Genomic DNA, 21,244 nt, shown 5'->3' with positions numbered 1-21,244 from the left:
GTTCAGGCATAATCCATAAGTCATACTTTTGGATATGCTAATTTTTCAAGTTTGTGCTTTTTCCTGTTTTTGGGATGCTTGTTTTTACGCTGCAGCAGCGCACCGTCAAAGCCCGACTCACGGAGAATCGCCATGACAACCGATTATGTTGCAACAAACGCAGCATCCTCAGGCATTAAAATTGATCGCAAAGCATTGAAATCTCTTGCAAAGCGCAGCGACAGACCCGGGCTGGTCTGGCTGGCGAAGTGGGTGGCACTGATGATCGTTTCAGGCATTGCCATTCACTACACGCTGGGCACTTGGTGGATCATTCTGACCATGGGCTTCTACGCCAGCGCCCTCGGGGTCGCCGCCTACTCTCTCAGCCACGAAACCGCCCATGGGACAGCCTTCCGTACGCGCTGGCTAAACGAAACAGTGTTGTGGATCAGCTCGTTTTTGTATTTCGGCGAGCCCTATCATCGCCGCTACGCCCATACCAGCCACCACACCAAGACCTGGCATGTGGGCGAAGACGGTCAGATGCCGTTCGATACGCCGATGACTTTCGGTGGCTGGCTGATCGAACAAACCGGCCTGCCGTTGTTGTGGTACGAGGCCAAGGTCATCATCTGCCACGCCTTTGGCTTTGTTGGCGAAGAAGCGCGGCGTTACACGCCCGACGGGGAAATCCCCAAACTGATCTGGGGCGCGCGCGCCTTCCTGCTGGGATATCTGGCCATCGCCGTCGCCATCGCCATGGGTCAGACCTGGCTTGCCATCTATTTCGTGATCCCTCGCATTCTGGGTGGCTTCCCAATGCAACTGTTCACTACGATCCAGCACGCCGAGTTGCAGGAAAACGATCCCTCGATCCTAAAGTCTACACGTTCGTTCAGCCCGTCATTTCTGGGTCGGTTCCTGTATATGAATATGCACAACCATGTTGAACACCACCTTTATCCGCAGGTACCGTTTTACTCGCTGCCTGAATTGCACGAGAAGGTCAAAGATCAGGTGCCTCAGCCTGACCCCGGTCTGATCCGCACCAACTGGGAATTGCTAGTTGTGGTCATCAAACGCTCACTGGGTATGAACACCAAGGCGCCTACGATCCGTCAAGCCCCGCATATGGTCACCGAAGGTGGGTTTGAACCCGTGGCCAAAGCCTCAATGCGCTGAACATGAAACGGATTTACACCTATGGCGGTCAGCCTGCGGATCGCAATCTGACCGTCGCCGATATCATCGCCGCAAAGGGCAACACGCAGTTCACTCAGGTCTCAGCCACCGATGCAGACGAAGCCGCCGCGTGTGAACAGAACGGGATCGACATGATCTCGATCTGGGACAGCGATACCGAGGTTGTCCGACAGGCCGCCCCAAACACCTTCGTGATCGCCGGTCTTGGCATGACGGCCTACGCGACCAATGAGGAAATCCTGCGGGCTGCCATCAAGGCTGCCGAAGCCGGGGCGGATGCGGTCTATACCGCGCGCGGTTTGGATGTTGTACGGATGCTGGTCGCTGAAGGTCTGTGTGTTCAAGGGCATCTTGGCCTTGTGCCGCGTCTTTCCACCCGGATTGGCGGGCTGCGGGCGGTTGGCAAAACCGCCGAAGAGGCAATCCGCCTGTTTGACGATTTCCGCCGCCTCGAAGACGCGGGAGCATACGCCGTTGAGGTCGAATGCGTCGCCGCCCCTGCCCTTGAAGAGATCACACAACGCACCGGGCTGATCACCCATTCGATTGGATCAGGGCCTGCGGGTGACGTGATATTCTGCTTCATGGAAGATATATGCGGCGACACGCCAAACCCACCTCGCCATGCAAGGGCTTTTGGTGGCCTGCAAAGCTTGCGGACACAGATCGTAAATGAGCGCGGCTCGTCGCTCGATCAGTTTCGCGCTGCGGTTCGAGACCGGACCTATCCCGGCCCGTCAGAATCGATCTCAATGAAACCGGCTGAGCTGGACGCATTTCGCGAACATCTTGCCCAATCAACCCAATAACAAGGAATAACCTCATGGCCGACTGGATTGATGCCTGCGCAGCGGATGACATCGACGAAGAAGATCTGATCCGCTGGGATCATGGCGGAAAAACCTATGCCATCTACAACACTGAAAAAGGGTACTTTGCTACGGACGGGCATTGCACCCATGAAGAACAGCATCTTGAGGATGGTCTAGTTACCGGCATGGTGATCGAATGCCCGCTGCATCAAGGTCGGTTCAATATCGAAACCGGCAAAGCTTTGTCCGCGCCTGTCTGTGTTGATCTGAAATGCTATCCGACACGCGAAGAGAACGGGCGAATCCTGGTTCAACTGAGCACTTCTTGAGCGCCAGACAGTGAAAAGTTAGCCGGACCTAGGAAAGACCCATCGCCACCGCCTGATGATAGTGGGTTAGGTCTGAAACCCGCCCTGGCTTTGTTGCAGAGTTTTGAACTTACCGGACTGTCTTGGCGATCGGAACGAAGTTAGGCTGGCAGTGCAGCAAATTGTTTAAACGGACAGAATCCGAGCGAGAATTGGCCCTTTCTTCGGATCATGTGTGACGCCTCGATGCCAGCAAGTGTTGCTGCAACTGAGGCAAAGCTCTTGAAACCGAGCATCGGGCGAGTTCGCCTTTTGATGAAACGATGGTCTTGTTCTACCATGTTGTTCAGATATTTCCGCCTGACCATCTCGATCGGGATGGGGCAGCCAAAACCCGCAAGCATCTTGTGGCTCTGTTGCAAAGTTTTGGCTGTTGACGCGCTTGAGTTTAGCGTGTGGATGGCTTTCGGTCCCAACTAGTCGAAAGCCAGCTCATGATCTCCTTCAAAGGCACGCAATAGCGCGCAATACCCTAAGGATGTGATCCTCTTTGCTGTGTTCTTCTACCTTCGATACGGCGTGTTGTACCGTGACCTTGAAGAAATCATGGCCGAGCGCGGTGTTTCAGTGGACCACACCACGCTAAACTGATGGGTAACACGATATTCTGGTGCAATCGCTGAAGCAGCACTTCACCGCAAAGGGCCATGTGATCGTTCGTGGAGAATGGACGAAACTTACATCAAAGTTAAAGGTGCGTGGGTCTATCTCTACCGAGCAGTAGATAAACACGGTAAGACACTGGATTTCATGCTTTCAGGACGTCGGAACAAACCTGCCGCTACGAAATTCTTCGCTCGAATGCTTGAATGCAATAGCATTCCACGAAAGGTCGTCATCGACAAGAGCGGTGCGAACACAGCCGGTATCAAAGCAATCAACAAAATGCTGAAAGGTTTTGGCTGCCCGATCCCAATCGAGATGATCAGGCGGAAGTATTTGAATAATATCGTGGAACAAGACCATCGCTTCATCAAGAGACGCACGCGGCCAATGCTGGGGTTCAAGGCCTTTGCATCAGCGGCGGCAACGCTCGACGGAATAGAAGTGGCACACATGATCCGCAAGGGTCAAATCACGCCCGGCCTCTGTCCATTTCAGCAGTTCGCTGAACTCGCCACCTGACTCACAAGCGATTGCTGAAACAACTCAACGGGCTCAGATCTTTGCAACAAAACCCACGAAGCTTGCTATCAATCGCCACGTTGAACAATGCAAGATCGCGCAGGTTGTCTGCCAGTTCGAGCCGCGCGCGGATCGCCCAGACCTGTTTCGGCCACAGTGGTCGTTTCTGGCCGATGATCCGGCCCTTGTTCCATGCTTTTCGTTTCGGGGTGACAGCGGGAAGTTGGACTCTTGGCATGGTTTTCCCTCCAATCCTCCCACCAAGCCCAGACATCAGCACCGCGCCGACGCCTGAATATTACCGTCGGTTTGGATGGCCGCAGTCCGATTGTCAGTTGCGAAGTTTACCGAAGTTCAGAGAAATACATCTGACCTGCTTTGTTATGCGAGCAGTTCTCTGAATTCTTGAAAGGGACAGAGTCCGGGCGTGAACTGACCTCTCAAACCTGCTGCTACAACGCTCTCTCTTCATCCAACCAAAACTTCTCAACAGATCCCGTTTTATTGAACCAAAATATTGGGGCTCTTGGGCAGGACGCTTTGCGAAGTGTTCAGGCTGATCACTTCTTTCAGAACGGCCAGAGAAGGATACGAAAAGCTGGTCGCCGATTACAAGTGTGCCCTATTTGGCGCCAGGTCCGAGAGGTTCTGTACACCGATGCGCGATTTCTACTTGCATCTGCCAAAGCTCAATCAACGGACAAGGACTTATAAACAGTGAGACTAGTGAGGTTGGCTGCTATCTGCTTGCTCCTGTTGATACAGGCAAAAATTGTGTCCGCAGACCAGCTGGCAACAGACAGCTATGTGAAATACATGTCGCGTAGTGACATGACTGACAATCAAAACCAATTACTGGCTGAGTGCATGGTTGCCTTGCTCTCGCCCGAAGCCAAAGCCAAACTCCAGTCATCAAAGTCTAAGAGAGCTGCAGAGCTGGCCTTACTGGCAGACGGGGAAAATACGTCTCAAGGGGCTTGTATCATTCACGCGCTCACTGAAGCTAAGTAGCAACCGAATACAGTCCAACAATCTCGGCTATACTTGAGGACCATGCCCGACGTCAAAGTCGCGCTTTTGACGCCATGCAAGGGTTTCCGCATCTCGATGAGATAATGGAAATTGGCGACATCCTCTCACCCGAGCGTGTTAAACAGATCAGGGGCAACTACCTTGGAGCAATTCGTGTCGTGTTAGCTGCCCTTTGGCCCGGCCACCTGATGCGGCTGTGCGGCCCTTCAGAGGAGACATTCATCGCGAGCGCTATATCCAATTCAACCTGAACTCGTGGATTGCGAGACTTTTGCCTGTGGTCGTATTGAGAACAGACACGCATTTGGCGACATCTCTAAATGAAACGATGACCTCTGCTGAACCCATACCTCAATCGCCGGATCGCACCCTTGTCGGCGTTGCGCTGATGCTGGGGTTTTGCCTAACCGCTCCTTTGCTGGATGTGTCTGCGAAACTCGCGTCGACCAGTGTGCCAGTCGGGCAGATTACGGCTGCTCGGTTTGTGGTGCAATGCGCGTTGATGGCGCCTTTCATCTGGATAATGGGACTGTCGGTGCGCGTGGCGAAAGGTCAGGTGATGGTGCTGGTTTTCCGCTCATTGCTGTTGGTGTTCGCAACATTTTGCTTCATTGCCGCAATCCGGGTGATGCCCCTTGCCGATGCGCTGGCAATCGTGTTCGTTGCCCCGTTCATCGTCTTGTTGGTCGGCAAGTTCTATCTTGGTGAAGACGTCGGCCCGCGTCGCGTTGGCGCGGCGCTTGTGGGGTTTGTCGGGGTGTTGTTCGTCATCCAGCCCAGTTTCGCAGCTTTCGGCGCGGTTGCCATTATTCCGCTTGGCACGGCAGTTGCCTTCGCTTTCTACATTCTTTTGACCCGGGGATTGTCGCGTCGGGTGCACCCTGTGACCCTACAATTCCACACCGGCCTGATCGCCAGCCTGTTTTGCATTCCAGCTCTAATTGTTGCGCAAGGTTCCGGCTCTGATTTGTTTGATCCCGTTTGGCCGACAGACATCGCGTTGTTGTGGCTTTTGGGCGCTGGCTTTTTTGCGACGGTGAGCCACATGATGATGACCTATGCGCTGTCTTTTGCGCCTTCCGCCACGCTGGCACCGCTGCAGTATTTTGAGCTCCCGGTCGCGACCTTGTTCGGCTATCTTGTCTTCAATGACTTCCCGAACACGCTTAGCCTGCTTGGCATTGCGATCATCATCAGTGCGGGGCTGTACATGATACATCGCGAAAGGGTGGCCGCCAGACAGTTGGTCGCCGTGCGTGCCGTACCTCCAATCTAAGGCTACACGCCCGGCCCTAAGCGATCACTCGACACAGCGCCGCCATTTCTGCGGTTGCGTCCACATTGCGGACATTTAGATTTGCGTCGGAACCCGCTTTGACAGGTGTCCAAAGGTTTTCCGGTAGAAATGAACGCTACTTTTTCCAGCCGATGATTGTTTAGCAATTTTGTGCCACAAAGCCGCAGCCAAGCAGTAAATTTGCGGGGCAGCTTCATCTGAAGTTGATTTTGCCCATCACCAAGGGATTCATAAAACTCAGATCTAGTGGATAGGTCTGAGTTCAAACTTTCAAATATCACCCAGCATCAAGTTACGTCAGCTATGATACTTCACGATGGAATTACGGTTCGAAAGTTAGTTCGGGGATCCGCCAAGTTTATCTGCATTGTTCTGGCTTGGATATTAGTGGTGGAAATGATTGACGAGTTTACTCCGGTAAACTTGATCTCGAACCCAAGTCCTCCCGTCACAATGCTTGGATTGACGGTGGCTTTTTTCCTTGGATTCAAAAACACGTCTGCGTATGGGCGATGGAGCGAAGCGCGTGTGTTATGGGGCGACATTGTTAATGCCAGCCGGGATTGGGGCCAAACAATCGGAAATCTGGTGCAACCGAATGGGTCTCCGATCGACCCTGACTTGCGCCGCGAGTTGATCGAAAGACATATTGCCTGGCTCAATATGCTAGCCTTTCAACTGCGTCAGCCAGCACCGAACGGGCGATCAAATAGGCCTTGGATGTTTGGCTACTCCCAACTGTCAAACCGAGAAGAACTGCATCAAAAACAAGAATGCTGGCGTTCCAGCCAACTGGAACAAGATCTGCCTAAACTCGAGGGAAAATCCAACCGAGCAATAAATCTGCTGAATATTCAGGCTCAGAAATTGTCGGATATGGCACGCGAAGGCACGATAGATTCATATTGGCACGTGGCGTTAATGGGTCGGCTTTCCCGTTTCACGAACGCGCAAGGTCAATGTGAGCGTATCAAAAATACCCCGTTCCCGCGTCAAGTTGCTGAGGTCGGACGCATTTTCAGCTGGATTTTCATCTTTCTGCTCCCACTGGCGTTTAGCGACAAGCCCTCAGTCGTTTCAGGCATGGAAACGTCGACCTTCTCAACAATCATAATCGACTGGCTTACGCTTGCCCCGATCGGTGCCTTGGTCTGCTGGATTTTTTTTGTGACCGAACGCGTTAGTGCTTCAATGGAAGATCCGTTCGAGGGTGACGTGACCGATGTTCCTATTTCGGCCTTATGTCGGTCCATCGAAATTGATCTTAGGCAGATGGCTAGTTGTGGAGTTCCACCCAAACCTGCGGAGCCAATAGATCAATCTTTATATTAACCGGGGTCTAGTGGCCGTTTTCCTTACAAGATCAGAGCATCGAAGCGTAAGCGGCCCGAACTGAACAAGGTTCTGGACCAGATCTGCGGCGGTGACACTGTCACCAAGTATAACCTCTCCCAATCCAACGCCCAAAATGGCGTGCAGCATCAAATCGCGTCAATCTGCTTTAGAAGAGAGATTGGACAGCACCTTCAGATCCTTCTTCGTTGCAAAGCGTTTCGGATTGAAATTGCACTGGCAAGGAAATCCTTATGTTACTCGACCTCAGCGCAGGCCGAGTAACAATTGCAAATTCACCTCAGGCGATGGACATTCCGAGCGTTTCGAGTTGAAGCGTCAAGGCGCTCTCTGCCTCGGTGATTGTATTCCAGACATCCGCCGTCAGATTGTTCAGGTCCAGATCTTCGGCCTGAATGTCCTGAAGCGTCATTGTATGGCCGCCGTTACCGATGACTTCAAAGACCAGATCACCTTCGACTTCGGTGACTGACACATCACGCTCGCTCAACGCGTTAAAGTCGATAACGTCCTCAGCGGGATCGAAGCCAGAAATCTGAGATTTGGCGCCCCAGTTCCAGGTCAGCTCGGCCAAATCGGCCCGTGCTCCAAATATCTCAACGTCCGGGGTTGAATTTTCATCCGGATCGGTTGTCGTACCCCCGCTGTCCGGCTGGGTAGATCCGCCCTTCAAGTCTCCTGTTCTGGTCTGATGGCCATCGGTTGTCGCTCCTGCCGGAGCTTCGGGTGTCAGCAGCATTGTGCGGTCTACTAGTGTTACATCGTTCTGATCAAAGCCAAAGGGCACCTCAAGGTTATCCTCCATCACCTGATCGAAATGGAATTCGACCAGACCGGGCACCAAGTCAGCCTTGGTTACATCTGTCAGAGTGAGGCTTTGTCCAGTCGGCAGGGACGAGATGACTAATCCCTCGGCACTATCCTCGACGCTGAGGCGTTCGCGGGTTCCGAAATACAAAAAGCTGATCTTCATTGTAGACGGATCAAAGCCATCTATGACCTCGTGCACGCCGTATTCGTGACTGCGAACATAGATGGTGTCGGCTTCACGGGGCCCTACGCCTTGCTCCCAACTGACGACGCCACCCATATCCTGACGGAAATGTTCGTTGCCAACCACACCGAAGCCGTCGATGGTCACGTCCTGGAAAGTGACGCCTTGCACGATTTGCGCCGCGTCTGACCACGGGCTGTCAATGACGATCTCTCCGGCCTCGGATTTGGTGACAATCATGCCGTGAACGGAGGTGCCGCCGAAATCCAGTTCGTCCACGCCAGGGCGGAACCCGGTTATGTCATCGGCATTGCTGTCGGCCCGGTATTTGGAACCGCCCGCATCTGTGGTCCCGGTGGTCACAGGTGGATTTGATCCATCTGCATCGTAGCTGAGCGCATACCCTTCACCGGCACCCGGAGTAACGACGACCTGTCCCAGGGCTGAAGATACTTCGTTTAGCACAGCCTGATCCGTAATTGAGAAGTTGCTGACCGACAGATCGGACAAGCCAAAACCTGTAAACACAATTTGTTTGGTGACATTGCCCTCGGTTACTTCAATGCGAACAGTCTGTCCAAGCGCATCCCCGCTTTCTTCAAAAATGGAGAAGTCCTCGGCCGTGATATCCGCGCCGATTTCGATGACATCGCCCATCGCCGGCATGAACCCGTCTATGACCTGGGCTGCACTGGCAAGGCTCAGGACAATATGCATATGCTGATGGCCGTTGCCACCGCCGTGGCCACTTCCGCCCGGTGGGGTGACGCCGGCCCCCACAAGGCTCAGCACCTCGGTCGCTGCGGTATCGTCCAGAATGGTGAAGTTTGCAGCACTCAGGTCGGCGAAGGTGACGCCGCTAAGTGTTGTGGTCTGATTGTTCGACGGGATGGCGAACACGACCGAGCCATTCACCTCACTGACATCCAGTGCGTCAGCGCCGACCCACGAGATAAAGATCGTATCGGTCGCCGGGTTGAAATCGGAAATCATGGCGTTGGTGCCCCAGGCCCATGTGATCACCACATCGGCGGTGTTCTCGGTGGTGTCGGCAGTGCCATTGCCGGTCGGCTCAGTCGGAGCAGGGGGCGTGGTCGGCGGAACGACCGGCGGAGACGTGTCGCCGGTATCGGTGCCTCCTCCGGAGTCCGTTGGCAAAATACCGACCGTGTAAACCTTGATCGCATCGTCTATCGAAGGCGCGTCATAGCCACCGAACTGCGAAATATAGCGCAAGATCGACGTGCCGTATTCATCGACAGACACGTTCCCGCCCTGAAGAAGTGACAACGTGCCCCAAGCGCCGCGCAGATGGGCAGCGGCCATGATGCCTGTCAGGCTGAGGGTCACGGACACTTCTTGACCATTCTCCAAATAGGTGCGGGTTGTGCCGATATAGTCCGACAGGCTTTCCCCCTGATATCCCAGCCCGGTTTCAATGACCTGAAGGTTATATCCGAAGGCTTCCTGTATGGCGCGTTCCTGCGCTTGGGCGGTAGTGAAATCCGCCAGAGAATTGACCCCGTTCTTCCCGGTCCAGGTCCCGTCCCAAGTGTTCGACGCAGCGCCGTTTCCGTAGTAGACGTCATCGGTGTAATACCCCAGGTCGATCAGCAATGCCTCACCAAACTGATAGCCGACAAAACCCAATGAGTTCATCGAGCGATAGGACATGGCGTCCCACTCGTCACTGTTCAGATCTGACCAGCTGGAATATCCGGGGTAAAATTCGGTGACTTCGCCACCGGCCCATTGGTTAAGCTGCCAATCCTGAATGACGCCCGCGTCATAGCGTTCTCGGTCCCAGCCGGATTCAAACGCGCGCAGGGCGTCGCGAAATTCTTCATATGTTCCATTACTCATCAGAAACAGACTCCCATCTTGTCTTTGTACAAGCCGACAATTCGCGGCTTTCGTAGCCCGTTCACGTCGGGCCCAACTTGGGTAACAAGTCAGAAGCTCGGGATAGGTTAAGAGTTCATTAACGAATTAATCTGCGCGGATACGGGCTCAGATTGTGACCAATGCTGCGCATAAAAACGCCGTAGGTCAGTGGGTTATAGCGGGGTTTGAGCAAGAGATCGGCGCAGTTGCGCGGGTCTTCGCCAAAATTGGAATGCCGCAATTATTAACTTTGCATCATTGCCGGATCGAATTGTTAAGAAAGCCTCAGCCGATCCAGACCGGCTGAGGCGTTTTCGTTAGTCAGGCGATGATCACAGACTCCAGTCCTGCGACTGCTGAGCCGTCAGTTCACTGATGTGCTGCATGACATCATAATGCTCATCAACACCCTGAACACTGATGACCTTTTGGCCGTTGGCCTTGATCCAGTGTGTGTTTCCCATCCATTCGATCTGAAGTTGATCCAGAGATGAGATGCCGAACCCTTCCAGATCGATGACAATCGAGTCATTGGCCTCGAAGTCCCGGATCACCTGACCGCCATACTGGCTGCCCGGACCTGTGATGACAAAAGTATCGCTGCCTTCACCGCCGAATAGGCCAGCATAACCTGCCTCGGTCGATTGATCCGCATCGAGGATGATCACGTCATCTCCATCTCCGCCATACGCATTGGTGACCAATGCACCCTTGCGGATCAAGAGGATGTCGTTCCCCTCACCTCCATCAAGTGTGGTGAGTGAAGCGCCACCCCCGATGAGATAGTCGTCTCCGGCACCACCATAGAGGCTGGTCAGATCGTTGCCATCACCTCCGACCATATAGTCCCAGCTATCGGTACCATGACCGGTCTCGCCAGTTTCGACGTTGATCTTGTTGCCGTACTTCTCGAACCACTCTAGTGTTCCGAGTCTGACACTTGCTACCTGTTTCCGCGGATTTCATCGAGGATTTCGAGAGCCCGGCGTTCTCGTGTGAGGATATCGTTGGCGGTTTTTGTCCAGACGAATGGCTTGGGCTTGGCGTTGTGCTGCAGCAGGTAGTCGTAGATGGCGGTCTCCAGATCACCGACGCTGGTGTAGCTGCCGCGTCGGATGCGTTTCGAGGTGATTTCGGCGAAGAAGCGTTCGACGAGGTTCAGCCAGGACGCGCTGGTCGGCGTGAAATGCAGATGGAAACGTGGATGCTTCGCTAGCCATGCCTGCACCTCGGCCGTTTTGTGGGTGGCGTAGTTGTCGAGCACGATATGGATGTCGCGAGGCTTGAGGACTGCGCGGTCGATGCGGCGCAGGAACTTCAGGAACTCCTTGGCCCTGTGGCGCGGCAGGCACTCGCCAATGACCACACCGGATTTGACGTCGAGCGCGGCGAACAGCGTGGTCGTGCCGTGGCGCTTGTAATCATGGGTCATCGTCGCGGCCCGGCCTTTCTTGAGCGGCAATCCCGGCTGGGTCCGGTCCAGCGCCTGTATCTGCGACTTCTCATCCACGCACAGCACCACCGCCCGCTCCGGCGGATCGAGGTAAAGCCCGACGATGTCGGTGACTTTTTCTTCGAACATCGGGTCGTTGGACACCTTGAAGCCCTTCGTCAGGTGCGGTTTCAGACCGGCCTCGGCCCAGATGCGCCCGACGCTCGACGGCGAAATCCCCACCGCCGCAGCCATGGTCGAACGGCTCCAGTGGGTCGCATTCGGCGGGCTCTCCCGCACCGTCTTGGCGATCACTTTCAGGCGTATCTCCCGTGGCAGGGGCGGCACCCGCGAGGGCCGGGTCTTGTCGCGCTTGAGCCCCTCCACACCCTCATCGAGATAGCGCGCCTGCCAGCGCCAAACCGTGGGCTTCGACGTCTTCGAACGCCGCATGATCTCGAAGGTGCCGTGCCCGTCCACCGTCGCCAGCACAATCTCGGCACGCCAGACCAGCTTGCGCGGGGTGTTACGGTTGGCAACAAGGGCTTGCAATTCGGCTCGGTCGTCGGGGCACAGATAAAGGCAAATGTCATCGCGTCTCATGACACAACAGTGACACACAAAGCCGCAGATCGGAATCCTACGTCAGGTGGGGAACACTAGCGTGTTCGCGCCAAATGGAGGCTCATAGACAACCTGATAGCCGTCTTTGTCGTTGCCAACCAGGCTACGCAGATCGATGTAGGACGGGTCAAAACCGTTTCCGTCATCGTCATAGCGCACGATGATGTCGTCTGTCAGCTTGTTGAACAGCACGATCTGACCGTTTTCGATGCGGTGATCCAGATCGAACCAGCCGGTCATCCCATAGGCGTCGAGGTCGATCTCGATCCGGTCGCCTTCGCTGGCGTCAAAATCGGTGATCGTGTTCTCGCCTCCATTCAGAATGAAGGTGTCGGCTCCGCCATTACCCGTCAGCACGTCTTCGCCATCGCCTGAGGTGAACACATTGTCGCCGTCGTCGCCGATGATCACATCGTTATGGTTGCTGCCATAGATGTTTTCGACACTCCACAGCAGGTCGTAGCCTTCCTTGTTGCGGATATCGTCATGCAGGTCGAACGGAGTGGCACTGTTACCATGCCAGGCCCAGTAGTATTCACCACTGGCATCTTCCGACGTGTTGTTCATGTCGACATAGATGCCGCTCAGGCTGTCTCCATACCAGGCTGTGTCATTGCCTTCGCCGCCATACAGCTTGTTGAAGCCGCCGCCGCCAGCCATGATATCGTCACCGCCAAAGCCGTAGAGAACATCATTGCCGTCATTACGGATTTCGGCCTCGTTTCCGCCGTGGGTATCGCGCTCGGACGTATAGGCCTGCAGAACGTCATTGTGGTTTGTTCCCATTTGGCGATCCTCGTCGTGAAAGCCGACCATCGAAACACCGCCGAACGCCCCGAATGTAACGAACTTGCTGGTTCCAAGGCCCGCAAGGTCTTCGCTGCTCAGTCCAAGGTCGATCTTTTGGCCCAGACCATAATGCGCACCATCCGGCCCGGTGATCAGAGCGGTTTCTTTCAACCGCTGAATGAAGGCATCCGCGTTCTGCGGCGAGATACTTGTCGCATCCGGAAAGATGTTCGACGCCTCATCCCAGTAGAACGTTGCAATCACCTTGAACTTGTTGTCGGCCGGATCAAGCGCGACCAGATCGAATGCCGCGCCATCAACGATCGACGCCTGAAGGTCAAGCGTTACTGGCCCCTCCACGTTGACGGGTACAATGATTTTGTCTTCCAGCGGATTAAAGTCGAGGATCTCGACCAGCGACACCTTCGGCGGATTGACGGTTTCGACAACCTGCTCCTCCGTCTTGAACATGTTCTTGATCCCGTCGATCAAACTCCTGGCGAGGTTGATGAACAGTTTCGCACCCGGCAGCATCTTGGCGAGTGCCAGATTGCCTGCCTCTTCAAGCCACTCTTCGCCCAGACCATTCGATTGGTTATGGTTGGGATCATGAGTTGTTGGTTCAGGCACAGAGCCTATGACGAACGTGTCGGCCCCTTTTCCACCGTAAAGTGTGTCGGCAGAGGTTTCGTCGATATGCCCGGTGAACAGGATGTCATCACCGTCTCCACCAACAAGAAGGTCGTTGCCCGTACCACCGAACAGTTTATCACCTTCATTCCCTGCAATCAGGATGTCATCGCCTTCGCCGCCAACAAGGATGTTCTTGCCGCCGCCGCCGATGATCTTGTCATTGCCGGATTCGCCGAACAGCTGGTCGTTACCTTCACCACCATCGATATAATCGTGGCCACCGCCACCATAGATCACATCATTACCGCCATCGCCGAACAACTGATCGTTCCCTCGGTAGGCGATGATGGTATCATCCCCGTCACCGCCCGAGATGTTGTCACGATGATGATAGTTGGAATAGTAGTTCTTGATAGAGCTGCCCCCATCATAGTTATCCCAGTTCTCAGGGTTCCAGCCGTGGATGACATTATCGCCGTCATTCCCTTCGATACGGGTGTACAAATAGGTGCCTTTGCTTGGTCCGCTTGAAATGCGGCTCATCAGGTTCTCAAAGCTCACCTCGCCATCGGCCATTTTGTATTCACCGCGGGCTTTGACATCGCGGCCGACGTAAGTGCCGCTGGTGTCATGCAGGTGTGTTCCGTATTTGTCCCACCAACCGGAGTGACCATCGCCGGGTGATTTCCCGCCAGTCCAAACCGGAATGTCAGGTTTATTGCTGAGTACGGTCTCTTCCACCTCTTCAGTGGCGGCACTCTCCGACACATAAACCTGCGGTTCGAGGCTATCTTCTGACAACAGGCTTACCGGCGGAATCACGATAGGATCGTCGTCCGATTCTCCAAGGCCAACGGATATGTTGATCGTATCTGTCGAGTTGGGCTGGTATTTCGATTTGCTGACATGTTTCATTTTCTTTCCTCCTGTTTTCTGGATGGTCATTGCCCGGGTATCGGGCCCATACGCATCGCAGTTCATAGGAAAGATGTGGTTTTTCAGGCCATTGATCTCAACAGGGAAATGTAACCTAAGTTGTTACAAAGTATGACAAAAATAGAAATCAAAGCATTAGAAAACAAAGCACCCGGCTGGCGCCGTTTCTGGCCCCAGCCGGTAAGCTCATTTTTCCATTTGGGTGCCCGGGCGTCATTTTCGAAAGGAACAAAGACGCCCGGATTTTGGTTAAGCAGCGATGGATGATCGCTGAGTTTCGCCCCACTTAGGCGACCAGATCGACAAAGAAACTATCGGTCGGAACGGGGGTTCCGCAGATGTCTTCACCGCCCGCAGTCGGAACGATTTCGCACAGCGGCGGAGGCGCCATTTCCGTCAGCTCCATCTCGTCCTCCGGAACCTCGGTGCCGCATTTGGGCAGAGGCATGATCGGGGGTACGGCAATCACGTCGTCACCCTGGTCCAGAACGATCGGATCAAAAGGCAGCGGGTTCACCGCAACCAGATCTTCACCGTCCTGAGGCACCGGAGTGCCGCAGCGCGGATCAGGCATGATCGGGGAAACCGCAGTGACATCGTCACCTTCGCCGGCAGGAACTGCGCCAAATGGCAGAGGCGCTACCGCGACCAGATCATCACCCTGACCGGCAGGAACCGCACCGTAAGGCAGAGGGTTCACCGCGACCAGGTCTTCGCCGTCCTGCGGAAATTCGGTCCCGCATCTCGGGTCAGGCATGATCGGAGATACGGCGGTAAGATCGCCATCTTCTGCGGCAGGCACCGCACCAAAGGGCAGCGGGTTTACGGCCACCAGATCTTCGCCATCGTTCGGCACTTCGGTGCCGCACTTGGGAAAGGGCATGATCGGGGGCACGGCGATGACATCGTCGTTGGCAGATTCGAAGCGCGTATCGGTTACATTTGTCATAGTATTTCTCCTTGTTTCACACGTTGTTTGACACCCAGAAAATGTTGAAAACTTCCTCCTCGGGCATGATAAAAAGGTGGTTATTCCGGCCCGTCGTTGCAATGCGGGAAAGGGGCGTAAAATGTTACAAAGTATGACAAAAACTGCCTCAGGATATGTGATTTGAATCCGCGGAAACACGCAAGATCGTTTTGAATTTTACCAACTGTCAGATTGCAAAAAACCAGCGCCATTTCTGGCGCTGGTCATGTCTTTTGGTCTGCGGCTAGTGCCGTCTGGGCAAACCGATCAAACCTCGCGAAAGGTCGTTCGGATCTGCTTGCTGAGCGGGTCGATCAGATACTCGAACAAGGTTCGCTCTCCGGTCGCGATATAGACCTCGGCTGGCATGCCCGGCAGCAGGTTGAGCTGACGCTCTTCCAACAGCGCAAAGGCCTCTTCGTCCAGAGCGACCCGAGCCTCATAATACGGCATTCCCGTCATCGGATCGGTTTTGAGATCAGCCGAGACAAACTCGACGCTGCCATCCAACCGGGACACAATGTGCTGGTCAAAGGCTGCGATGACCACACTGGCCAATTGCCCGACTGCAACATTGTTGATGTCCTGCGGCATGACGCTGGCTGTCACGACCAAACCGTCCCCCTCGGGCACGATCTGCATCAAGGTCTCGCCCGGCGATACAACGCCACCAACCGTATGCACCATCATCTCGTGTACGATCCCATCCGCCGGAGCCCGAAGATCGACCCGGGCCAGTTGCAGTTCCGCAGCGCTGCGGCGTTCCTTCAGACCGTCCAGTTCAACCTCAAGCGCCGAGATCTCGTTCATGACCTGCTCGCGAAAGGTCTTTTCAAGCTGCAGAATGTTGATCCGTGTCTCACTGATCCGCCCACGGGCGACGGCGATGCGCGAGATCAGACCTCCGCTATTGCCAACCAGACCGCTGCGCTGACGCTTCAGGGCAGTCACGCGGGTTTCGGGTGTCAGGCCCTTTGCCAGCAGTTGCTGCTGACCGGCAAGTTCGCGCTCGATCAATTCGATCTCTTCCTCTGCCGCATTGCGCTGCGCTTCGAGGCCGGTGATTTCCTGTTCGATCTGCGTGATCTGCTCGGTCAGCGCCGCGACCTCTCCATCCTGGGACAGACGACGTGCGCCCATAACCGCCCTTTGGCTTGCCAAGGCGCGCTGAACTTTGGCCTCATCTTCTCGCGACATGAGTTCGTCGGACAATACCAGATCATCCAACCCATCCCGTTCGGCTGTGAGCCGGGCCAGTTGCGCCTCAATCGCGACAAGCCTGTCATCGACCAGCGCCTGACTTCCCGACGGCAACTGGTCGTCGAGCCTCAGAACCACATCTCCGGCCTGAACGCGATCTCCGTTTCTGACGTGGATGTCGCCGACGATGCCGCCATCGGGATGCTGTACGGCGCGCAGGTCAGATGACACCACGACATTGCCCGCTGTTACCACGGCGCCGGACATACGCGCCGTCGTTGCCCAGCCGCCGAAGCCAATGGCAAGTATGGCGATGGCGGCCAGGCCAAATCCGATGGATCGGATGGAACGGTCCTTGAAGCCTTCGGTCGGGGTGTTGGAATTCGGGTTGGTATTCATGGTCTCCTCCATTCATTCGGTTTCAATGCAGGCTCAGCTCAGCCTGCTGCAGCGGCTGGCGTCGCGTCTGCGGCTTCTGCCTGCGGGGATTGTTCGACTGTTTTCTGGTTCGTCTGCGCGGCAGCGGCGGCCTGATTGCGCTGGCGCAACCGATCCATCACTTCAGCGCGGGGGCCAAAATCTCCGACACGGCCTTCTTCCATGATCAGGATCTTGTCGACCGAACCCAGCACGCTGGCCCGATGCGCAATGACGATGACAATCGCGCCGCGTGCCTTGGCAGCTTGGATCGCATGGTTCAGCGCAGCCTCACCAACGGCATCCAGGTTCGAGTTCGGCTCATCCAGGACCACCAGAAAGGGGTTTCCATACAATGCGCGGGCAAGAGCAACACGCTGGCGCTGACCACCAGACAGGGCCGCTCCGCGCTCGCCCACCGACGTGGCATAGCCGTTTTTGAAGCTGGCGATCAGTTCATGGACACCGGCAGCCTTGGCCGCGGCAATAACCTGTTCGTCTTTCGCTTCGGGATCAAAGCGCGCGATGTTCTGGGCTATGGTGCCGTCAAACAGTTCGACATCCTGCGGCAGAAAGCCGATCTGCGGACCCAGTTCTTCGGGCAGGTATTGATCAAGCGGCACCCCGTCGAGGTTGATGTTGCCTTTAGCCGCCGACCACGCACCAACCAAAGTGCGGGCGAGGGTCGATTTACCGCTGCCCGTTGAACCGATCACCGCCAGAGCTTCGCCCGCCTTCATATCGAAACCAACGCCTTTGAGAACGGCGGTGGTCGCCATCGGCGGGGCAGCGATCAGCCCGTCAACGGTCAGTGATTTTTGAGCTTTTGGAAGAGAGATTCTATGATCCGCCTCATCACCCGACAATGTGGTCTTCAGCTGTGCCCAGGCCTGCCGGGCCGCCACCAGGCTGCGCCAGCTGCCGACAAGGGTTTCGATGGGTTGCAGGCCACGGGACATGATGACCGAAGCGGCGACAATCGAGCCTGCCGAGATTTGCCCGTGAATCGCGAGGTACGCCGCAACCGCCAGGACGCCAGACTGCAGCGCAAGACGGAAGACCTTGGTAAAGCTGCCTGAAACGCCGACCGTTGTTGCGGCATTGGCGCTTGCACCAAGATGCAAGTCGTTCACATCTTGCCAGGTCCGGCCCAGATTGGACTGCATGCCCATGGCGCGGATCATCTCGGCGTTGCGGCGGCTGGCCTCGGCCAGACGGCTGCGCTTGCCCGCGTATTCAGACTGAACGCAAGCCGCAGCGCGCACTTTGATATCGGTGATAATCGCGATCGCGATCAGAGCCACAGCGCCGACGACGCCGACCAGACCGAGCCACATATGCATGGCAAAGACCAGACCCAGATAAACTGGGATCCAGGGCAGATCAAACAGTGCACCCGCACCCTGACCCGACAGGAAGCTACGAATTTTCTCGACATCCTGAATGGCCGCCGCCGGGTTGCCGGATGTGCGATGAAGCGAGGGTTCTGCGAGCGAACAGTCGAACGCGGTTTTTGAAAGCCTCTGTTCAAAACGATGCCCCATGGCGACAAGAACGCGGGTGCGGGCGCCGTCAATCAGGGCCATGAAAAGATACAGACCAGCGACAAGCGTACTGAGGGCCACGAGTGTATTCACGCTCTGACTCGACATGACGCGGTCATAGATCTGGAGCATGAAAATCGGCCCCGTAAGCATCAGTAGGTTCACGGCACCGCTGAAGACGCCGGTGGCGATCAGGTTGCCGCGGAGTGCGCGACGCGCGCCGACGAGTTGCGGGTGAACGGACGAATGCGAATTCATAACGGGCCTCCAATAATGATGTCTGTGGGAAATACGTGGGAGCCCGCTTTGATTGCCCCAAGGCTTTGTCACACTTTGATTCAATTGGCTTTTCGACCCTTAGCGGGACCAGGTTTCTGAACCACACGCCCAGCCATGTTTCCGGCCAGAGCCAAAACCCCTCACATCCGCCGTGTCACAGATGCAATTTCCGCTTGGGAAAGCAGTCGAAATTGAAATAGCGTCCTATCCAAGGGGACGGGACGGGGAGCCGAAGCGCGATGCGCTGGAATGATCTGAAACTTCGAACACAAGTTATGAGCATCGTGTTCGTCAGCTGGGCGATAGTCGGCGTGTTCTCGGTTACCACCGATATGGTCCAGATCCGCGAGTCTCGCGCCGAAGAAATCCGAAATCGTGGCGATGCCTTTCTCGCTCAGGTCGTTTCAACCCTGGCCCGCGTACCGCCTGACGACCGCGCCGAAGCAGCGCTTGGTTTCTTTCCCGCAGAATGGAGTGTCAGGGTTGGTGCGCAGGATGCAGCCGCCGCTCTGGGCAAAGGTCGCCATCGCCCGAACATGGCGGACTGGCTGATGGCGCGGTTGGAACACCGCGGGATCGCTGTCGCGGAACTGTCCGTTGCGGATACGGTCATTGACGCCAGACACGACCAAAGCGCGCTGTTGCAACTGTTCAAGAGCCATTCCGGTACGCCCCTAGACGCAGAAAGCGTCGACGCGTTTCTGGTGAGTGTTTTCTCGGTCCGGCTCAAGGATGATGAAGAGTGGCTGAACTGCTATTTGCTGATGAAAAACAACAGTATAGCGCCTTTTGTCTTTGTTGGCTCCATCGACAGTCTGGTCGCGCTTATCCTGCTTTGCACTCTCGCATTTCTCATCCAGAAAGTCATGCGTCCGCTCAGCGCTATGGCCGTCAATGCCGAGTTGATTGGCAGGGGTGAAGAAGTCGGCCCGCTGATCGAGACCGGTGCAGCGGACATCCGTCAAACCATCATCGCGTTCAACCGCATGGAAGCCCGGATTGTTCTGGCGCTTGAATACAAGACCACCTTGCTTCGCAGCCTTGGGCATGACTTAAAAGGGCCGATTGCCCGGATGCACGACGCCATCGAGAAGCTGGAGCCAACAGCCACCAAAGAGCAGCTTCACAACCGGTTGGATGCCCTCAGCGAGATTGTGAACTCTGTCACCGACCTCAATCGTGAAACCCATCACGATGGAGATCTTGCGCGATTGGATCTGCGCTCATTGATCGAAGCTCTGGTGGAAGAGCAGGTGGATGCTGGCCGCGACGTGACCTACACCATCGAGCAATCTGCCATAGTTAACGGGCGTCATAATGCGCTCACCCGTGTTCTGCGAAATCTTCTGGAGAACGCGGTCAAATACGGCGGGCGTACAAATGTTACCTTGACCAGAGTGGACGAAATGGCCGCAATTCAGATCGACGATGAAGGCCCGGGCATCCCTGCCGAGCAGTTAGAGACCGCATTTGAGCCATTCCAAAGGCTTGGCGCTGAGGGCCCCGGTAGTGGGCTTGGACTGGCGATTGTCAGAACCATTGTTGTGGATCAGGGCGGCACGGTGTCTTTGGAAAACCGCGCAGGCGGGGGCCTGAGGGCGAGCGTCTTCCTGCCGATTGACAAGCACAATTAGCCGGGTCGGAAAATGTAACCCTGCCCCCAGACGGTGCGGATATGTTCCGGGTTGGCCGGATCGCTTTCGATCTTGGATCGTAACCGCTTGATCAAGGCGTCGACGCTGCGGTCACCTGCGCCACCGTGCTGCCTTGTACGCGCGACCGCCAAAAGGTCTTCCCGCGTGCAAAGAACATCCGAATTCTCGACAAAGAACCGCATGACCCGAGCCTCACTCGAGGTCAGAGTGATCACACGCCCATCATCGTGCTTGAGGTGCCGCTCGTTTTCCACCAGTTCCCAGGGACCAAATCGGGTCAGACGTTTCTGAGTTTTCTGGCCTGTTTGCCGACGCCTCATAAGCGCCCGGATACGCGCCAGAAGTTCAAGGTCATTGAAGGGTTTGATAATGTAGTCGTCCGCGCCCAGTTCCAGCAGGGAAATACGTTCCGCATCATCGTCAACCGAACTGATCATGATGATCCCGGCATCAAGGCGCGAAGCTATCTCTCGACACAGCACTTTCCCGTTTGTGCCCGGCATAACGAGATCCAATAGAAAAAGATCATAATCTTCGGATTCTATCTTTTCCCGGGCCGCAGGAACATTTGGCACGTGATCAATTTGGTAGCCTTTGGTTCGAAGGAAAACACAGACGTTCTCGGCAAATTCCACATCGTCGTCACAGATTAGAATCCGTTCGTCGATAACAGTAGACCCGTCCGCGGCCTCATTCATTCTGTATGCTCCTAAGG

The 21,244-nt window shown here is 55.5% G+C and carries 14 protein-coding genes and 3 pseudogenes; 7 read left to right on the top strand and 10 right to left on the bottom strand.

Going from position 1 to position 21,244, the window contains the following annotated elements:
- Nucleotides 1-132: 132 nt before the first annotated feature.
- From ACP0GE_RS01100 to ACP0GE_RS01090, 3 genes are read left to right on the top strand one after another with little or no spacing between them, the layout of a single operon-like run.
- Complete coding sequence (locus ACP0GE_RS01100; RefSeq protein WP_424830162.1) at nucleotides 133-1,164, top strand: fatty acid desaturase; 1,032 nt, start codon at nucleotides 133-135, stop codon at nucleotides 1,162-1,164.
- 2 nt (nucleotides 1,165-1,166) lie between these two features.
- Entirely contained in the window at nucleotides 1,167-1,994 is an 828-nt protein-coding gene (locus ACP0GE_RS01095) for a 3-methyl-2-oxobutanoate hydroxymethyltransferase (protein ID WP_424830161.1), read from the top strand.
- A 14-nt stretch (nucleotides 1,995-2,008) separates the two neighbouring features.
- Nucleotides 2,009-2,326 carry a MocE family 2Fe-2S type ferredoxin gene (locus tag ACP0GE_RS01090; RefSeq protein ID WP_424830160.1) on the top strand — a complete coding sequence of 106 codons (318 nt, stop codon included), beginning with the start codon at nucleotides 2,009-2,011 and terminating at the stop codon, nucleotides 2,324-2,326.
- A 140-nt stretch (nucleotides 2,327-2,466) separates the two neighbouring features.
- Here the strand turns inward: ACP0GE_RS01090 and ACP0GE_RS01085 are convergent.
- Nucleotides 2,467-2,670: pseudogene (locus tag ACP0GE_RS01085) on the bottom strand (DDE-type integrase/transposase/recombinase); the annotation flags it as partial.
- A 175-nt stretch (nucleotides 2,671-2,845) separates the two neighbouring features.
- On the opposite strand from ACP0GE_RS01085, the pseudogene ACP0GE_RS01080 reads away from it, so the two are divergent.
- Nucleotides 2,846-3,490 (top strand): annotated as a pseudogene (locus tag ACP0GE_RS01080) (IS6 family transposase).
- 52 nt (nucleotides 3,491-3,542) lie between these two features.
- Here the strand turns inward: ACP0GE_RS01080 and ACP0GE_RS01075 are convergent.
- A pseudogene (locus ACP0GE_RS01075) lies at nucleotides 3,543-3,728 on the bottom strand (integrase); the annotation flags it as partial.
- A 1,122-nt stretch (nucleotides 3,729-4,850) separates the two neighbouring features.
- On the opposite strand from ACP0GE_RS01075, the gene ACP0GE_RS01070 reads away from it, so the two are divergent.
- Together ACP0GE_RS01070 and ACP0GE_RS01065 are read left to right on the top strand one after the other, a co-directional pair.
- The gene (locus ACP0GE_RS01070; RefSeq protein WP_424830159.1) at nucleotides 4,851-5,798 is read left to right on the top strand and encodes a DMT family transporter; all 948 of its coding nucleotides are present in this window, start codon (nucleotides 4,851-4,853) and stop codon (nucleotides 5,796-5,798) included.
- Nucleotides 5,799-6,122: 324 nt separating this feature from the next.
- Complete coding sequence (locus ACP0GE_RS01065; RefSeq protein ID WP_424830158.1) at nucleotides 6,123-7,151, top strand: bestrophin family protein; 1,029 nt, start codon at nucleotides 6,123-6,125, stop codon at nucleotides 7,149-7,151.
- 301 nt (nucleotides 7,152-7,452) lie between these two features.
- Here ACP0GE_RS01065 and ACP0GE_RS01060 read toward each other — a convergent pair whose 3' ends face one another.
- From ACP0GE_RS01060 to ACP0GE_RS01030, 7 genes are all read right to left on the bottom strand, one after another.
- Entirely contained in the window at nucleotides 7,453-10,029 is a 2,577-nt protein-coding gene (locus tag ACP0GE_RS01060; RefSeq protein ID WP_424830157.1) for a hypothetical protein, read from the bottom strand.
- 353 nt (nucleotides 10,030-10,382) lie between these two features.
- Complete coding sequence (locus ACP0GE_RS01055) at nucleotides 10,383-10,892, bottom strand: M10 family metallopeptidase C-terminal domain-containing protein (RefSeq protein ID WP_424830156.1); 510 nt, start codon at nucleotides 10,890-10,892, stop codon at nucleotides 10,383-10,385.
- Nucleotides 10,893-10,993: 101 nt separating this feature from the next.
- Nucleotides 10,994-12,085 carry an IS630 family transposase gene (locus tag ACP0GE_RS01050; protein WP_424830155.1) on the bottom strand — a complete coding sequence of 364 codons (1,092 nt, stop codon included), beginning with the start codon at nucleotides 12,083-12,085 and terminating at the stop codon, nucleotides 10,994-10,996.
- Nucleotides 12,086-12,127: 42 nt separating this feature from the next.
- The gene (locus ACP0GE_RS01045) at nucleotides 12,128-14,443 is read right to left on the bottom strand and encodes a calcium-binding protein (RefSeq protein ID WP_424830154.1); all 2,316 of its coding nucleotides are present in this window, start codon (nucleotides 14,441-14,443) and stop codon (nucleotides 12,128-12,130) included.
- A gap of 307 nt (nucleotides 14,444-14,750) precedes the next feature.
- Nucleotides 14,751-15,413 carry a hypothetical protein gene (locus tag ACP0GE_RS01040; RefSeq protein ID WP_424830153.1) on the bottom strand — a complete coding sequence of 221 codons (663 nt, stop codon included), beginning with the start codon at nucleotides 15,411-15,413 and terminating at the stop codon, nucleotides 14,751-14,753.
- Nucleotides 15,414-15,701: 288 nt separating this feature from the next.
- On the bottom strand, nucleotides 15,702-17,033 hold the full coding sequence (locus ACP0GE_RS01035; protein ID WP_424830152.1) for an HlyD family type I secretion periplasmic adaptor subunit: 1,332 nt from the start codon (nucleotides 17,031-17,033) through the stop codon (nucleotides 15,702-15,704).
- A gap of 38 nt (nucleotides 17,034-17,071) precedes the next feature.
- Complete coding sequence (locus tag ACP0GE_RS01030) at nucleotides 17,072-18,853, bottom strand: type I secretion system permease/ATPase (RefSeq protein ID WP_424830151.1); 1,782 nt, start codon at nucleotides 18,851-18,853, stop codon at nucleotides 17,072-17,074.
- 260 nt (nucleotides 18,854-19,113) lie between these two features.
- On the opposite strand from ACP0GE_RS01030, the gene ACP0GE_RS01025 reads away from it, so the two are divergent.
- Nucleotides 19,114-20,508, top strand: coding sequence for a sensor histidine kinase (locus tag ACP0GE_RS01025; protein WP_424830150.1), 1,395 nt, complete (start codon nucleotides 19,114-19,116; stop codon nucleotides 20,506-20,508).
- Here ACP0GE_RS01025 and ACP0GE_RS01020 read toward each other — a convergent pair.
- The gene (locus tag ACP0GE_RS01020) at nucleotides 20,505-21,227 is read right to left on the bottom strand and encodes a response regulator (protein ID WP_424830149.1); all 723 of its coding nucleotides are present in this window, start codon (nucleotides 21,225-21,227) and stop codon (nucleotides 20,505-20,507) included. The genes ACP0GE_RS01025 and ACP0GE_RS01020 overlap by 4 nt on opposite strands.
- Nucleotides 21,228-21,244: the final 17 nt, after the last annotated feature.

This window comes from Ruegeria sp., assembly GCF_965243365.1.
In the GTDB taxonomy this organism is placed as follows: domain Bacteria; phylum Pseudomonadota; class Alphaproteobacteria; order Rhodobacterales; family Rhodobacteraceae; genus Ruegeria.
Note: the sequence above shows the minus strand (reverse complement) of the source record. Positions and strands in the feature narration are given on the sequence as shown.

Excerpts from the sequence above, each read along its gene's own strand:
- ACP0GE_RS01100 (WP_424830162.1), top strand. The coding sequence starts at position 133 with ATGACAACCGATTATGTTGCAACAAACGCAGCATCCTCAGGCATTAAA.
- ACP0GE_RS01095 (WP_424830161.1), top strand. The coding sequence starts at position 1,167 with ATGAAACGGATTTACACCTATGGCGGTCAGCCTGCGGATCGCAATCTG.
- ACP0GE_RS01090 (WP_424830160.1), top strand. The coding sequence starts at position 2,009 with ATGGCCGACTGGATTGATGCCTGCGCAGCGGATGACATCGACGAAGAA.
- ACP0GE_RS01070 (WP_424830159.1), top strand. The coding sequence starts at position 4,851 with ATGACCTCTGCTGAACCCATACCTCAATCGCCGGATCGCACCCTTGTC.
- ACP0GE_RS01065 (WP_424830158.1), top strand. The coding sequence starts at position 6,123 with ATGATACTTCACGATGGAATTACGGTTCGAAAGTTAGTTCGGGGATCC.
- ACP0GE_RS01060 (WP_424830157.1), bottom strand. The coding sequence starts at position 10,029 with ATGAGTAATGGAACATATGAAGAATTTCGCGACGCCCTGCGCGCGTTT.
- ACP0GE_RS01055 (WP_424830156.1), bottom strand. The coding sequence starts at position 10,892 with ATGGTCGGAGGTGATGGCAACGATCTGACCAGCCTCTATGGTGGTGCC.
- ACP0GE_RS01050 (WP_424830155.1), bottom strand. The coding sequence starts at position 12,085 with ATGAGACGCGATGACATTTGCCTTTATCTGTGCCCCGACGACCGAGCC.
- ACP0GE_RS01045 (WP_424830154.1), bottom strand. The coding sequence starts at position 14,443 with ATGAAACATGTCAGCAAATCGAAATACCAGCCCAACTCGACAGATACG.
- ACP0GE_RS01040 (WP_424830153.1), bottom strand. The coding sequence starts at position 15,413 with ATGACAAATGTAACCGATACGCGCTTCGAATCTGCCAACGACGATGTC.
- ACP0GE_RS01035 (WP_424830152.1), bottom strand. The coding sequence starts at position 17,033 with ATGAATACCAACCCGAATTCCAACACCCCGACCGAAGGCTTCAAGGAC.
- ACP0GE_RS01030 (WP_424830151.1), bottom strand. The coding sequence starts at position 18,853 with ATGAATTCGCATTCGTCCGTTCACCCGCAACTCGTCGGCGCGCGTCGC.
- ACP0GE_RS01025 (WP_424830150.1), top strand. The coding sequence starts at position 19,114 with ATGCGCTGGAATGATCTGAAACTTCGAACACAAGTTATGAGCATCGTG.
- ACP0GE_RS01020 (WP_424830149.1), bottom strand. The coding sequence starts at position 21,227 with ATGAATGAGGCCGCGGACGGGTCTACTGTTATCGACGAACGGATTCTA.